Genomic DNA, 14,374 nt, shown 5'->3' with positions numbered 1-14,374 from the left:
GGGCGGGTTTCCGCCCAGGCGGAAACACTCAGGACGGGATTTGCGTGCCGATCAGGATGCAGGCCGCGGCCGTCCCGGCGCCTGCGAGGAACCACAGGATCCCGCCGGCGCGCCCGGGCTGCGGCTTGGGCTGCGACTGGGCGACCAGGGCCGCCTCCGCCAGTCCCGGCAGCCGCGGTCCGATCCGGGTCAGCACCCGCGCCGTCAGCGCCAGGTCGCGCGCCAGCGCATGCACCCCGACATTCTTGGCGATGTAGGTCTCGACCACCGGACGGGCAACGTCCCAGATGTTGATGTGCGGGTTCAGCGAGCGCGCCACCCCTTCGACCACCACCATGGTGCGCTGCAGCAGGATCAGCTCGGTCCGGGTCTGCATGCCGAAACGTTCGGTCACCTCGAAGAGATAGGCCAGCAGCCGCGCCATCGAGATCCGCGAGGCATCCATGCCGAAGATCGGCTCGCCGATGACCCGCAGCGCACGGGCAAATTCGTCGATGTCCTGGTCGGCCGGGACGTAGCCCGCCTCGAAATGCACCTCGGCGACGCGGCGGTAATCCTTGCGGATGAAGCCGAACAGGATCTCGGCATAGACCCGGCGGGTATATTCGTCGATCCGGCCCATGATGCCGAAATCCATCGCCACGATCTCGCCCGCGGCGGTGATCTTCAGGTTGCCCTGATGCATGTCGGCATGGAAATAGCCGTCCCTGAGCGCGTGGTTCAGGAACATCTGCAGCACGCGCTCGCCCGCGGCGGCACGGTCCACGCCGGCCGCGTCGATCGCGTCCAGATCGTTGGCGTTGATGCCGTTCGCCCATTCCAGCGTCATCACCCGGCGCGAGGAATAGGCCCAGTGGACCGCCGGCACGCAGAAGCCCTCGTCCTTGGCCGTGGTCGCCGCGTATTCGGCGGCCGCCGAGGATTCCAGCCGCAGGTCCAGCTCGCCGCGCACCACCCCGTCGAAATGCCGGATCACGTCCATCGGCCGCAGGCGGCGCGACGAGGGCGACAGCAGCTCCACCAGCCGCGCGGCCAGGTAGAAGGCGTCGACATCCTTGCGGAAGGCGCGCTCGATGCCCGGGCGCAGCACCTTGACGGCGACCTTCTCGCCGGTCTCGGCCAGACGTCCCTGATGGACCTGCGCGATCGAGGCGGCAGCGATCGGTTCGCTCAGCTCGGAGAAGATCTCCTCGACCGGCTTTTCCAGCTCGCGCTCGATCTGCACCCGCGCCTCGGCCAGCGAGAACGGCGGCAGCCGGTCCTGCAGCACGCGCAGCTGGCGCGCCAGGTCGTCGCCGACCACGTCGGGCCGGGTCGACAGCACCTGGCCGAACTTGATGTAGGCCGGTCCCAGAGCGGTCAGCGCGCGGGTGGCGGGCGGCATCGACGGATCGCCCTCGATCCCCAGCCACTTGAACGGCCAGCCGAGCACGCGGGCGGCAATGCGCAGGGGCTTCGGCGCGTCCATCGCGTCGAGCACCAGCTTCATCGCGCCGGTCCGTTCGAAGGTCGCGCCGGTCCGGACGAGCCGCCAGATATTGTGGGGGCCGCGCACCTAGATCTTCCAGCCCGAATGCAGCGCGGCGATGCCCATGGACAGGTTGCGGTACTTCACCTGCCCGAAGCCCGCCAGCCGGATCATCCCGGCGAAGGTCTCCTGGTCGGGGAAGTTGCGGATCGACTCCACCAGGTACTGGTAGCTGTCGCGGTCATTGGCGATCGCCTGGCCCATGCGAGGGATCACATTGAACGAATAGAGGTCGTAGGCCTTCTGCAAGGGCGCAGAGGGCAGCTGGCTGAATTCCAGCACCAGGAGCCGCCCGCCGGGCTTGAGCACCCTGTAGGCCTCGTTCAGCGCGTCCTGGACGCGGGTCACGTTCCGGATGCCGAAGCTGATCGTGTAGGTGTCGAAGGTGTTGTCTTCGAACGGCAGCGCCATCGCGTCGCCCACCACCCAGGTCAGCCGGTCGGCGAAGCTTTCCGCCTCGGCGCGGCGCTGGCCCTCGATCAGCATGTCCTCGGTCAGGTCGAGCACGGTGACCTCGGCGCCGGGGGCGCGCTTCAGGATGCGGAAGGCGATGTCGCCGGTGCCGCCCGCAACGTCGAGCGACTTCATCCCGCCGCGCGGCGCCAGCCAGTCCATCATCGCGTCCTTCCACAGGCGGTGGATGCCCATGGACATGACGTCGTTCATCACGTCGTACTTGTTCGCCACCGAGGAGAAGACGCCATGGACCAGCCCGGCCTTCTCGTCCTCGCGCACTGTCTTGGCACCGAAATGGGTGGTCTTGCTTTCCGCGTCACTCATGGGTCTTGCCGCCTCGGTCGTTTCACCCTCCTTATAGGACGCCCCGCCGGGGGAGCAACGCGATAGCGGCTCACGCTCCTGCGGCAGTCTGTGAACGTCCCGAGAGGATCCCATGCCCGAATTGCCCGAGGTCGAGACCGTCCGCCGCGGACTGGAGCCGGTGATGGCCGATGCCGTGATCACCCGTGCCCAGGTCAACCGCCCCGACCTGCGCTGGCCCTTCCCGGACCGCATGGCCGAGCGGCTGGCCGGGCGCCATGTGGCGGCGCTGCGGCGGCGCTCGAAATACCTGCTGGCCGATCTCGACGGCGGCGAGACGCTGCTGATCCATCTCGGCATGTCCGGGCGGATGCTGGTGACGAAGGATGAAAATGCCGTTGCCATAGGAACTTATGTCCATGGCCACGCCGCGCCGGAAAAGCATGACCATGTGGTTCTGGATTTCGACAACGGCATGCGGGTGACCTTCAACGATCCGCGCCGCTTCGGGGCGATGGACCTGTTCCCGACCGAAACCGGCCACAAGCTGCTGGACAAGCTCGGGCCGGAACCGCTGGGCAACGCCTTCAGCGCGGCGCATCTGGCCGAGGCGTTCCGCGGCAAGGCGAGCCCGGTGAAGGCGGCGCTTCTCGACCAGAAGATCGTGGCGGGGCTGGGGAACATCTATGTCTGCGAGGCGCTGCACCGGTCGGGCATCTCGCCGAAGCGGCTTGCCGGGCACATCTCGGCGGCGCGGATCGCGGTGCTGCACGCCGCCATCCGGCAGGTGCTGGAAGAGGCGATCGCGGCCGGCGGATCCTCGCTGCGCGACTTTCGTCAGGCTTCGGGCGATCTGGGCTATTTCCAGCACGGATTCCGTGTCTATGATCGCGAAGGGCAGCCCTGCCCGACCGACGGCTGCACAGGCACCGTAACGCGAATCGTCCAGTCTTCGCGGTCGTCCTTCTACTGTCCGAAATGCCAAAGATAGCTTGAACGCGCGGCTGAGGCTGTTAAGGCTGTGGGCTGTTGAAACAATCAGGGCAGTCCCCATGGCCTATGAGACGCTGATCGTAGAGGTCGATGACCACATCGCCCAGATCAAGCTGAACCGTCCGGACGCAAAGAACTCCCTCAACAAGCTGATGACCGCCGAACTCACCGATGCGCTGCAATCGGCGGACCGCAACGACAAGGTGCGCTGCATCATGCTGTGCGGCAACGAGAAGGTGTTCTCCGCGGGCGTCGACGTGTCCGAGCTTGCCGAGGCGAGCTTCGCCGACCTGTTCTGCGGCAGCTACTACGGCCCCGATGCCGACCCTCTGATCCGCTGCCGCAAGCCGGTGATCGCCGCCGTGTCGGGCTATGCCGTGGGCGCAGGCTGCGAGCTGGCGATGATGTGCGACCTCGTGATCGCCGCGGACAGCGCCAAGTTCGGCATGCCCGACGTCAACCTGGGGGTGATTCCCGCACTCGGCGGCACCCAGCGCCTGGTCCGCGCCATCGGCAAGGCCAAGGCGATGGACATGCTGATGACCGGGCGCTTCATGTCGGCCGAGGAAGCCGAGCGCGCAGGCCTCGTCAGCCGTGTCGTGCCGGTCAAGAAGCTGGCCGAGGAAGCCCGCACCGCCGCCTCGCGGATCGGCGAGAAATCCACCGTCAGCACCCGCGCGGTGAAGGAGGTGGTGAACCGCGCCTTCGAGATGCCGCTGCGCGAAGGGCTGCTCTACGAGCGGCGCATGTTCCATGCCCTGTTCGGGACGAACGACCAGAAAGAGGGCATGGCCGCCTATCTCGAGAAGCGCGAAGCGCAGTTCCGGGACAAATAGGGCCGGAACTTGTCCACAGGCGCTTGACTTACGGCCGAGTCGGGTCTAACGACGCGCTTCACAAATTCACCCTGCAATCGTTGGGAAGCTGTCACATGGCCAACACGCCACAATCCAAGAAGCGCGCCCGCCAGAACGAGCGCCGCGCCGCCGTCAACAAAAACCGCAAGTCGCGGATCCGCACCTTCCTGCGCAAGGTGGAAGAAGCCATCGCAACCGGCGACAAGTCCGCCGCTGCAACTGCCCTGCAGTCCGCCCAGCCCGAGCTGATGCGCGGCGTCACAAAGGGCATCCTGCACAAGAACACCGCGGCCCGTAAGATGTCCCGTCTTTCCGCCCGCGTGAAGGCGATCGCCTGATCCTCCGGCTTTGCCCCTGCCCCCTTCGCGGGCGGAGGCAGCGAAGCTACTGAGATACCTGCGCACCCGGCCCGGCCGGGCGCCTCCGGACTCCGGACCCCAGCGCGGCTGACGATGAAAATCGTCCGCCGCGTTCTTTTTTGTTAGGAAATACTAATTCAGCAACGCTGTCGGATTCGGATTTCCTTAAAAACCTGTCAACTTCGAAGTTCTGTTGCGCCCCCTCCGGCGGCGTTGATAAATTTCCTAGGCGACTCGCGTCGTACTTGGGGGACATGGATACGCTGATCGGACCGGAGGGTCCCGCCCTGTCACAGGCAGAACAGGGCCCTCTCCGGTTTGACCAACGCATCGCGTCCGCAGAAGCAGGAAGACCTGCACGCGGACCCCGGCTCATCGGCCCTGCCAGGCCAGCCGGTCAAAATGTCCAGAAATGAACCGGAAGTGCTCCGGGCCGATCGTTCGGGCCCGGGTCCTTCCGTGCGGCCGTGTTCCGGCCGCCAACCCGCGCCCTGCGCGGGAACGGCTGTTCTGTCCTCCGGGCAGGGAGGAACGGGCGGCAAAGATGAGTGAAGCAGTCAAGCTGCACGTGGCAGCAGTCAAGGATACGGGTTTGGAGCAGATGACCGAAGAGACTTGGGGCAAGGTTCAAGGCGCACTCCGTCAGCAAGTCGGGGAAAACAACTACCAGACCTGGATCCAACCCATCTCGTTCCGTTCCTGCGAGGAAGGCGTCGTGCGGCTCTCCGTGCCGACGAGCTTCTTCGGGACCTGGGTGAACCGCAACTTCGGCGATGCCATCCTGATCAGCCTGCACCAGGCTGGCGAAGAGGCCAGCCGCCTGGTCTTCGAGGTGGCCAATGCCGCCGCCCGCACCCCCTGCATCCGCGACCGCGTGCCGGCCACCGCGGATTCCGATGCGGCCCCTGCCCCCGCCGCTGCCGCAGCACGCGCGCCTGCCGCAGCCCCTGCTCCGGCAGCCCAGGCCGAGGCCGTTCCGGCCCGCCCGCGCGGCTCGCTGAACGGCACCGACGTGCACGGCGCCGCGCTGGATGCGCGCTACACCTTCGACACCTTCGTGGTCGGCAAGCCCAACGAGCTGGCCCATGCCGCGGCGCGCCGCGTCGCCGAGGGCGGCCCGGTGACCTTCAATCCGCTGTTCCTCTACGGCGGCGTCGGCCTGGGCAAGACCCACCTGATGCACGCCATCGCCTGGCACATGCGCCAGCAGCAGCCGGGGCTGAACATCCTGTTCCTCTCGGCCGAGCAGTTCATGTACCGCTTCGTGCAGGCGCTGCGCGAGAAGCAGATGATGGATTTCAAGCAGCTCTTCCGCTCGGTCGACGTGCTGATGGTCGATGACGTCCAGTTCATCGCCGGCAAGGACTCCACCCAGGAGGAGTTCTTCCACACGTTCAACGCGCTGGTGGACCAGAACAAGCAGATCGTCATCTCCGGCGACCGCACGCCGACCGAGATGTCGGACATGGAGAACCGCATCGTGTCGCGGCTGCAGTCCGGCCTGGTCGTCGACCTGCACCCCACCGACTACGAGCTGCGGCTCGGCATCCTGCAGCAGAAGGTCGAGGCCTATGCGGAGCAGTATCCGCAGCTGTCGATCGAGAACGGCGTGCTGGAATTCCTCTCCCACCGGATCAGCACCAATGTCCGCGTGCTGGAAGGCGCGCTGATGCGGCTCTTCGCGATGGCTTCGCTGGTCGGCCGCAAGATCGACATGGCGATGACCCAGGACTGCCTCGCCGACATCCTGCGCGCCTCCGAGCGCAAGGTGTCCATCGACGAGATCCAGCGCCGCGTGGCCGAGCACTACAACATCCGCCTCAGCGAAATGATCGGCCCGACCCGCGTGCGCACCGTCGCCCGGCCGCGCCAGATCGCCATGTACCTGTGCAAGTACATGACCACCCGCAGCCTTCCGGAAATCGGCCGCCGCTTCGGCGGGCGCGACCACACCACCATCATGCACGGCGTGAAGCGCATCGAGGAACTGAAGGAAAAGGACACCCAGATCGCAGACGATCTGGAGCTGCTGCGCCGATCGCTGGAGGCGTGACGCCTCCGGCGGTGTGGTCATTCTGCCGCATCCGCGGGCATTCGGCGTTAGCGCCTGTAAAACCTGCCGAAAGGGGCTTGAGCCGACGGGCCTTTAGGATAGTGTCGCAATCCCGTCCCACCGGAAAAGGTTGCGCGCCATGAGGATCAGCATCGAACGTGCCGCACTGCTTCGCGCGGTATCGCAGGCACAGTCCGTCGTCGAGCGGCGCAACACGATCCCGATCCTCGGCAACGTCCTGGTCGAGGCAGAGGGATCGGACGTCACCTTCCGCGCGACGGACCTGGACATCGAGGTCGTCGACAAGGCCCCGGCCATGGTCGAGCGCGCCGGGTCGACCACGGTCTCCGCCGTGACCCTGCACGAGATCGTCCGCAAGCTGCCCGACGGCGCGCTGGTGACGCTGAATGCCGACCCGACCTCCAACATCGTGACCGTCGAGGCCGGCCGGTCGCAGTTCCAGCTGAACACCCTGCCGAAGGAAGACTTCCCGGTCATGCCCTCGAGCCAGTACAGCTCGAACTTCACCGTGAAGGCCGAGGTGCTGCGCCGCCTCTTCGACAAGTCGAAATTCGCGATCTCCACCGAGGAGACCCGCTACTACCTCAACGGCGTCTACATGCATGTCGCCGAGTCCGAGGAAGGCCGCGTGCTGCGCTGCGTCGCGACCGACGGCCACCGGCTGGCCCGCATCGACGCGGAGCTGCCCTCGGGCGCCGAGGAGATGCCGGGCGTGATCGTGCCGCGCAAGACCGTGGGCGAGCTGCGGAAGCTGCTGGACGAAGACGATGCCGACATCGCCGTCTCGGTCTCGGAGACCAAGGTGCGCTTCGCCACGCCGGACGTGACGCTGACCTCGAAGGTGATCGACGGCACCTTCCCCGACTACACCCGCGTCATTCCCGCCAACAACCCGAAGCGGCTGGAGGTCGATGCCGCCGATTTCGCCAAGGCGGTGGACCGCGTCGCGACCGTGTCGTCCGAGCGCTCCCGCGCGGTGAAGCTCTCCATGGACGAGGACCGGCTGGTCCTGTCGGTCAACGCGCCCGACAGCGGCGCCGCGACCGAGGAGCTGGCCGTGGCCTATGGCGACGAGAAGCTGGAGATCGGCTTCAACGCGAAATACCTGCTGGAGATCGCCTCCCAGGTCGACCGCGAGAACGCCGTCTTCATGTTCAACAGCTCCGGCGACCCGACGCTGATGCGCGAGGGCTCCGACACCTCCGCCGTCTATGTCGTGATGCCGATGCGCGTCTGACGCGTCCCCGCGTCCCGGACCTTGCGAACCGCGCCCCCGAAAGGCGCGGTTTTTTCTTGGGCCCAGCCAGAGGAGAGCCCGCCATGATCCGCCCTGCCCTTCCCGCGGACGAAGCAGCCATCCGCGCCTGCGCCGAAGCGGCCTTCGCCCGCTACGTGCCGCTGATCGGCCGCCGCCCGGCCCCGATGGATGCCGATTTCGCCGCGAAGATCGCCGCCGGGCAGACCCATGTCTCGGCAGACGCCACAGGCAGGGTCGCAGGCTACGTCATCTTCTGCCCCGAGGACGGCGCCATGCATCTCGATGCCATCGGCGTGCTGCCGGAAGCGGCGGGCCAGGGCATCGGCAAGGCGCTCATTGCCTTCTGCGAGGCGGAGGCGCGGCGGCTGGGCCTGCCGCTGGTGACGCTCCACACCAACCAGAAGATGGAGGCGAACCTGTCGATCTATCCGCGGCTGGGCTACGTGGAGACCGGCCGCGGCGAACAGGACGGCTTCGCCCGGGTGTTCTACGAGAAACGGCTCGACTGACGCATCCGGCACCGCGTTGCTCCGGTCCGGCAAACAGGCAGGCGAGCGCAGCGGGGGCTGAGGCGATCTGCGCGGCCGCCCCGGGCAGGACCGGCACCGGGCGCGCTGGCGGGGGCAGCTTTCCGGTATCCGCGTTCTGGCAGGCCCGCAGCCTGCCTCACGGGCAGCGTGGCCTTGGAGCGCCTGAAACCAGGCAACGCATCCGCAGCCAGCGGGCGCGCCCGCCGGGCGCTTCGCTGCAGCTCCCGCAGCCGCCTTCCGGTCGATGATGCGCCACGACTCCCCTGCCCAAGACCTGCTTGCCCTGTGGCAGGGCAGATGCGGGGATACCCTGCCCGGCGGGGCTGCACCGGACCGGCCGCGGGGATCCGGCGGCATGAAAAAGGGGGCCGCGCGGGCCCCCTTCCTGTGTTCTCAGAATTTCTTGCCGGGCTTCTTCGGCCCGCCTGCCGGGCGCGGCTTGGCGCCTGCAGTCTTCGGCCGGAACCCTTCGGTCTTGGCGCGGTAGGGCGGCTTGGCGCCTTCGCCCGCGGCGCGCGGCTTGCCGAAGCCCGAACGCGGACGCTCGTCGCCGTCCTTCTTGGCCCAGGGCTTGTCGCCCGCGGGACGGCGCGACTTGGAATGCTCGCCCGCTTCGGGACGGCGGAAGCTCTTCGAGGCATCGCCGAACCGCGCGTCCTTCGGCTTCGCCGCCGGGCGCTTGTCGTCGCCGCCACGGTCGAAGTCGCGCTTCTTGCGGAATTCGCCGGCATCGCCGTCACGGGAAAATTCGCGCTTCTTAGGGCGCTCGTCGCGGTCGCCGTCGCGGGAGAACTCGCGCTTCTTCGGCCGGAACTCGCCCTCCTCGCGGCGCACGGGACGCGGCGGACGCGGAGCGTCGCCGGCAGGCGCGGAACGGTAGGACGAACCGCCCTCGGCTGCCGCCTCGCGGTCGCGGCGCGGCGGGCCCTTGCGGTGCGGACGGGCATCGTCGTCGCGGTCGCGGCGCGGGCCACCGGTGCGCCGGGGCGCCGGGCGGGTCACCTCGTCGGGCACGCTGTCGACCATCTCCAGGCGGATGTCGTCCTCCAGCACGCCGCCCTCGCCCAGATGCGCGCCGAGGCCCGGACCGGCCGCCTCGGCCAGTTCCACATAGGTCGCCTCATCCGTCACCCGGATCTTGCCGATCTGGGTCTTGTCGAGCCCGCCCGCGCGGCACAGCAGCGGCAGGATCCAGCGCGGCTCCGCGTTCTTGTCGCGGCCGATCGACAGCTTCGCCCAGACCGAGGGACCGAATTCGCGGCGCTCGGGACGCTCGCCGCGTTCGCGCGGCTCGCGGTCGTCGCGCGGCTTGCGCATCGGCGCGACGTTCAGCTCCTCGGGGGCCGACAGCTTGTTCTGGTAGAGGCGGAAGCAGGCAATCGCGATCTGCTCGGGGGTGAAGGCCTCGATCAGCTTGGCGGCGAAAGCGGCCTCGCGCTCGTTCGGCTCCTGCGACCAGGCCTCGTCATCCAGCAGGCGCGCCTCGTCCTTGTCGAGGATCTCGTCGGCGGAGGGCGCAAACACCCATTCCGCCTGGACCTTCGCCCATTTCAGGATGCGGCCCGCCTTGTTCACGGCGCGGTCGGTGACGATCAGCGCCGAGATGCCCTTGCGCCCGGCCCGGCCGGTCCGGCCCGAACGGTGCAGCAGCGCCTCGGTGCTCTGCGGCAGGTCGGCATGGACCACCAGATCGAGATTCGGCAGGTCGATGCCGCGCGCCGCCACGTCGGTGGCCACGCAGACCCGCGCCCGGCCGTCGCGCATCGACTGGAGCGCATGGCTGCGCTCGTCCTGGCTGAGCTCGCCCGAGAGGCTGGCCACGAGGAAGCCGCGGTTCGCCAGCCGCGCCGACAGCCGGGTCACGGCCGCGCGGGTATTGGCGAAGACGATCGCGGTCGGCGCATCGTGGAAGCGCAGCAGGTTGATGATCGCGTTTTCCTCGTCGCCCGGCGAGACCTGCACGGCCTGGTAGGTGATGTCGGTATGCTGCGAGCCCTTGTCGAGCGTGGTCACGCGGACCGCGTCGCGCTGGTAGGTGCGCGCCATGTCCTCGATCGTGCGCGGCACGGTCGCGGAGAACAGCAGCGTGCGGCGCTCTTCGGGCGCCTCGCCCAGCATGAATTCCAGGTCTTCGCGGAAGCCGAGATCGAGCATCTCGTCGGCCTCGTCGAGCACGACGGCGCGGATGTCGTTCAGATCCAGCGAGCCGCGGGTGATGTGGTCGCGCAGGCGGCCGGGGGTGCCGACGACGATATGCGCGCCGCGCTCCAGCGAACGGCGCTCGTCGCGGGCGTCCATGCCGCCGATGCAGGTCGAGATCCTTGCGCCCGCCTTGGCATAGAGCCAGCCCAGTTCGCGCGCGACCTGCAGCGCCAGTTCCCGCGTCGGTGCCACGACCAGCGCCAGCGGCGCGGCCGCCGGGCCCAGCGTCTCGGCCTCTCCCAGCAGCGTCGGCGCGATGGCGAGGCCGAAGCCCACCGTCTTGCCGGAGCCGGTCTGCGCGGAAACGAGAAGGTCGCTGTCGGCGAGCTCGGGATTGGTGACGGCCTCCTGGACGGAGGTCAGGCTGTCATACCCGCGCTCGGCGAGGGCATCTTGGAGGGTCGTGATCATGGGGGCGTGTCCATCGGGTCGGCGCGGGGTCCGTCCCGGCGCAAGGAATGGGGACCTCTAGCGGAAGCGCGACCCTTTGTCCACAGGCGTCGGCGGCAGATCGTTACCTGTCACTCCAGCGCCGCAAGGAAGGCGGTGACCAAAGTCGCCGAGTTTCCGGCCGCCAGCGCGAAGAACGTGCCCATCTCGTTTGCGCCCTCGCCGCCGCCCGCCAGATCCGACAGCGAGCGGAAGGCGATGAACGGCACCTGGTTGGCCCAGGCCACCTGGGCGACCGCCGCGCTTTCCATGTCGACCACATGGGCGTCGAAGGTCTCGAAGACGTATCGGCGGAAATCCGCATTGTCGAGGAAGGCCATGCCCGAGACGCCGTTGCCGCCGACCACGACCTCGGGGGGCTCGCTGAGGCAATCGGTTTCGGACGCGCAATCCTCGAACTCGATCTCGGCGGCAACCTTCTCCGCCGTGGCCAGCAGGGCGGGATCGGCCTCGAACCAGAATTTCCGCTCGGGCGCGTCGATGCCCTCGCGCATCACCTCCACCGCCTTCGGGAAGATCATGCCGTAATTGGGGAAATCCGTCGGCACGAAGGGCAGTTGCATGTAGCCGTCCGATGTCTCGCGGGCCAGCAGCGCCTCCAGGTAGGACCCCCACTGCCCGGCCACGACCACGTCGCCGATATGCAGCGACGGGTCGACGCCGCCGGCGATGCCGGAAAAGACGATGGCGGAGACGTCGAAATGGTCCAGCGCCAGCTGCGTCGTCATTGCCGCATTGACCATGGAAATGCCCGACAGGAACAGCACGACCTCCTGGCCCGCCAGGCGTCCCGTGACGAAGGTCACGCCGTTGAGGCTGGTGCTTTCCGCGCCCTCCAGCGCCTCGACCAGCATCCCCCATTCCGGGGCGAAGGCCGACATCACCGCGATGCGGGACGGCGCGTCCTGGGCGGCGGCAGGCAGGGAGAAGGCGGCGAGGCAGAGGGCGGCGGCGCGGACGGTCATGGACAGGCTCCGGTGGCGGAAATGCGTTCAGGCTGGGCTGCCGGGCCGCCGCGGTCAAGCGCGGCAGCGGCCGCGCGGCGATGGGCAGCAGGCGCCGCGCGGACCGTTCCGGCGTTAACGAATCGGCCGCGGAAGTCGCGCTAAACGCGCAGCTCCCCGAAAAGGTTCCCGCGCTGACCGAATCTGCCGGCGGAAAATCCTTCGGAGCCGTTAATCGTGATCCGGAAAACCTCTATTTAGACCTGAAAAATTCATCAATAATTGGACAGGTGGCGAAAATCCGCCTACAAGGAAAGGGCTCATGAAGACCTCACCAAAGACCGGGGCGCGGGCGAAAACAGGAATTCAGGCGAGTTGCACGTAACGTCACAGACACCCAGGCACTGCCGCTAGGCAGTTTGTTAACCTGTGTCAACAAGCATGCTCTCCCGGGGTTCCGCGAATGGGGAACGGGCATGAAGAAGTTCACAAGTTTCTGGGGCCTGATCACGGCCTACTGGGTATCCGAGCGCTGGCGCGAAGCCTGGCTGCTGACCGTTGCGATCTTCGCGCTGACGACCCTGCTGAGCAAGGCAAGCGTCTGGACCGCCACTGCCAGCGCAGATTTCATCGCCTCGCTGGCCGGCTTCCACCGCAACCTCAACACCGGCGAGGACGCGGTCGGCATCCTCTTCACCGCCGCCGTCGTCTTCGTGGCGATCTTCCTCGGCAAGTCCGCCGGCGTCGCCGCGCGCCATCTGATGTCGAGCCACCTGCACCGCAAGGCGCGCTCCTGGATGGTCAGCCGCTTCGACGCCGCCGTGCTGGCCGACCAGCGCGTCGCGCTCGACCTCAGCTCGGACAAGGGCGGCGAACCCGGCGCCCAGCGCCTGCCCGACGCCATCGACCAGCGCATCGACGAATGCTCGATCGGGCTGTTCGGCGGAGTGATCGGCCTGGCCATGGGGCTGTGGGGCGCGATCGCCTCGATCTGGTTCGTGTCGCAGGCGCTCCTGGAACGCAGCCAGGCGGTCGCCTTCCTCGACAGCTGGGCCGCCTGGGCCCGGGACGGCATCGCCGCGCTCGGATTGCCCGGCCTCGCCCAGGCCATCGTGATCGAGCCGGGCCTGCACGGCACCGCGATCCTGTCGGGCCTGCTGGTGCTGACCTATGTCCCCACGGTCACCGCCATCGCCTGGATGATCGGCAAGGTGATCGAGACCCTGACCGTGCTGCGCCAGCGCCATGACGGCGCCTGGCGGGGCGAGTGGAACTCCATGCTGAACCGCGTCACCCGGCTCGCGGCCTCCAAGGGCCAGACCGTGCAGCGCGACGTGAACGAGCGGCTCTATGGCGACATCGACCGCACCTGGGGCCGCCAGAACCGCTGGTCGGCGGGGATGCTGCTGTTCACCGACAGCTACAATTTCCTGTCTTCGCGGCTCTTCGCCTATCTTCCGGCGCTGCCGGCCTACATGGCCGGGCAGATGAGCTTCCGCACCTTCGCGGCCAGCTCGGAACTGACCGCCGCGCTGATCGCCGACACCTCCTGGTTCATCAACGTGATGCCCGCCATCGCCAACCTGCGCGCCAATGCCGACCGGCTGACCGAGCTGGCCCGGGCGGTGGAGCGCGTGCAGGACCGCGAGGCCTTCTACCGCGAGACCGGCGTCAACGAGTTCCGCCAGGCCACGCACGGGTCGGGCCCGGTGCTGAAGCTCACCGGCCTGTCGCTGAACCACCGCGGCCATGGCGCCGACGCCTTCGTCTCGGTTCCGCGGCTGGAGCTGTGGAAGGGCGACTGGATCTATTTCCACGGCCGCAACGGCTGCGGGAAGAGCTCGCTGCTGAAGGCCGTGGCAGGGCTCTGGCCCTACGGCACCGGCACGGTCAGCCGCCGCGACGACAGCCGGCTGTTCTTCGCCGGGCAGGAGCCCGACCTGCCCGACCGTTTGACGCTCAAGGCTCTGGCCACCTACCCTTCCCGCGAAACCGCGTTCGACGACATCCGGGTCGCACATGTCCTGAACCGCGTCGGACTCGGCCAGTTCATCGGCGCCATGAAGGAGGAGCTGCACGACGGCCAGCTTTGGCGGAACGTCTTCTCCGGCGGGCAGAAGCAGCGCCTCGTGCTGGCGCGCATCCTGCTCCACAAGCCCGAGGTCCTGCTTCTGGACGAGGCGACCTCGGCGATGGACATGGTCGCCACGGCGGAATTCCACATGACGATCCGCGAGGAACTTCCCGAGACTTCGGTGCTTGCCGTTCTGCACGGCAAGGAAGTGCCGCATGATCCGGACGGTTTGCCGTTCTACAACGCGGTGCTTGGAATCCGGAACGGAATCGGCATGGTCCGTCCTGTCGGCAAGGGCAATCTGGGGGTCGCGCAGCTCGTCGCGGAGTGACCCCGTAGCAAGGGG

At 67.8% G+C, this 14,374-nt stretch carries 11 protein-coding genes; 7 read left to right on the top strand and 4 right to left on the bottom strand.

The annotated features are described in order from the left end of the window. Nucleotides 1–28 precede the first annotated feature (28 nt). On the bottom strand, nt 29–1,555 hold the full coding sequence (gene ubiB, locus HCC78_RS16910; RefSeq protein WP_172329973.1) for a 2-polyprenylphenol 6-hydroxylase: 1,527 nt from the start codon (nt 1,553–1,555) through the stop codon (nt 29–31). Continuing rightward, complete coding sequence (gene ubiE, locus HCC78_RS16905) at nt 1,556–2,308, bottom strand: bifunctional demethylmenaquinone methyltransferase/2-methoxy-6-polyprenyl-1,4-benzoquinol methylase UbiE (protein WP_172329972.1); 753 nt, start codon at nt 2,306–2,308, stop codon at nt 1,556–1,558. Between the two features lie 112 nt (nt 2,309–2,420). On the opposite strand from ubiE, the gene mutM reads away from it, so the two are divergent. The 6 genes from mutM to HCC78_RS16875 all read left to right on the top strand — a co-directional run bounded on the left by mutM (nt 2,421) and on the right by HCC78_RS16875 (nt 8,337). Continuing rightward, on the top strand, nt 2,421–3,278 hold the full coding sequence (mutM, locus tag HCC78_RS16900; protein WP_172329971.1) for a bifunctional DNA-formamidopyrimidine glycosylase/DNA-(apurinic or apyrimidinic site) lyase: 858 nt from the start codon (nt 2,421–2,423) through the stop codon (nt 3,276–3,278). Nucleotides 3,279–3,339: 61 nt separating this feature from the next. Next, nucleotides 3,340–4,116 carry an enoyl-CoA hydratase-related protein gene (locus HCC78_RS16895; protein WP_172329970.1) on the top strand — a complete coding sequence of 259 codons (777 nt, stop codon included), beginning with the start codon at nt 3,340–3,342 and terminating at the stop codon, nt 4,114–4,116. 95 nt (nt 4,117–4,211) lie between these two features. Continuing rightward, the gene (gene rpsT, locus HCC78_RS16890) at nt 4,212–4,475 is read left to right on the top strand and encodes a 30S ribosomal protein S20 (RefSeq protein WP_172329969.1); all 264 of its coding nucleotides are present in this window, start codon (nt 4,212–4,214) and stop codon (nt 4,473–4,475) included. 622 nt (nt 4,476–5,097) lie between these two features. Next, entirely contained in the window at nt 5,098–6,549 is a 1,452-nt protein-coding gene (gene dnaA, locus HCC78_RS16885; protein ID WP_216671198.1) for a chromosomal replication initiator protein DnaA, read from the top strand. 139 nt (nt 6,550–6,688) lie between these two features. Beyond that, nucleotides 6,689–7,807 (top strand): DNA polymerase III subunit beta, encoded by a 1,119-nt coding sequence (gene dnaN / locus HCC78_RS16880; protein WP_172329967.1) that lies wholly within the window; start codon nt 6,689–6,691, stop codon nt 7,805–7,807. 83 nt (nt 7,808–7,890) lie between these two features. Then, a complete protein-coding gene (locus HCC78_RS16875) occupies nt 7,891–8,337 on the top strand; it encodes a GNAT family N-acetyltransferase (protein WP_172329966.1) in 447 nt (148 codons plus the stop codon). A 414-nt stretch (nt 8,338–8,751) separates the two neighbouring features. On the opposite strand, the gene HCC78_RS16870 is transcribed toward HCC78_RS16875, so the two are convergent. Both HCC78_RS16870 and HCC78_RS16865 read right to left on the bottom strand, forming a co-directional pair. Further along, nucleotides 8,752–10,971 carry a DEAD/DEAH box helicase gene (locus tag HCC78_RS16870; protein WP_172329965.1) on the bottom strand — a complete coding sequence of 740 codons (2,220 nt, stop codon included), beginning with the start codon at nt 10,969–10,971 and terminating at the stop codon, nt 8,752–8,754. A gap of 110 nt (nt 10,972–11,081) precedes the next feature. After that, complete coding sequence (locus tag HCC78_RS16865) at nt 11,082–11,975, bottom strand: 5'-methylthioadenosine/S-adenosylhomocysteine nucleosidase (RefSeq protein ID WP_172329964.1); 894 nt, start codon at nt 11,973–11,975, stop codon at nt 11,082–11,084. A gap of 455 nt (nt 11,976–12,430) precedes the next feature. Here HCC78_RS16865 and HCC78_RS16860 point away from each other — a divergent pair, with 455 nt between their 5' ends. Beyond that, nucleotides 12,431–14,359, top strand: coding sequence for an ATP-binding cassette domain-containing protein (locus HCC78_RS16860; RefSeq protein ID WP_172329963.1), 1,929 nt, complete (start codon nt 12,431–12,433; stop codon nt 14,357–14,359). Nucleotides 14,360–14,374: the final 15 nt, after the last annotated feature.

Source organism: Mangrovicoccus sp. HB161399 (assembly GCF_013184745.1).
Lineage (GTDB): Bacteria > Pseudomonadota > Alphaproteobacteria > Rhodobacterales > Rhodobacteraceae > Mangrovicoccus.
The sequence above is the reverse complement of the archived record's forward strand: the minus strand, read 5'-3'. Positions and strand labels throughout refer to the sequence as shown.

Coding starts and splice junctions, on each gene's coding strand:
- ubiE (WP_172329972.1), bottom strand. CDS start 2,308: ATGAGTGACGCGGAAAGCAAGACCACCCATTTCGGTGCCAAGACAGTG.
- mutM (WP_172329971.1), top strand. CDS start 2,421: ATGCCCGAATTGCCCGAGGTCGAGACCGTCCGCCGCGGACTGGAGCCG.
- HCC78_RS16895 (WP_172329970.1), top strand. CDS start 3,340: ATGGCCTATGAGACGCTGATCGTAGAGGTCGATGACCACATCGCCCAG.
- rpsT (WP_172329969.1), top strand. CDS start 4,212: ATGGCCAACACGCCACAATCCAAGAAGCGCGCCCGCCAGAACGAGCGC.
- dnaA (WP_216671198.1), top strand. CDS start 5,098: ATGACCGAAGAGACTTGGGGCAAGGTTCAAGGCGCACTCCGTCAGCAA.
- dnaN (WP_172329967.1), top strand. CDS start 6,689: ATGAGGATCAGCATCGAACGTGCCGCACTGCTTCGCGCGGTATCGCAG.
- HCC78_RS16875 (WP_172329966.1), top strand. CDS start 7,891: ATGATCCGCCCTGCCCTTCCCGCGGACGAAGCAGCCATCCGCGCCTGC.
- HCC78_RS16870 (WP_172329965.1), bottom strand. CDS start 10,971: ATGATCACGACCCTCCAAGATGCCCTCGCCGAGCGCGGGTATGACAGC.
- HCC78_RS16865 (WP_172329964.1), bottom strand. CDS start 11,975: ATGACCGTCCGCGCCGCCGCCCTCTGCCTCGCCGCCTTCTCCCTGCCT.
- HCC78_RS16860 (WP_172329963.1), top strand. CDS start 12,431: ATGAAGAAGTTCACAAGTTTCTGGGGCCTGATCACGGCCTACTGGGTA.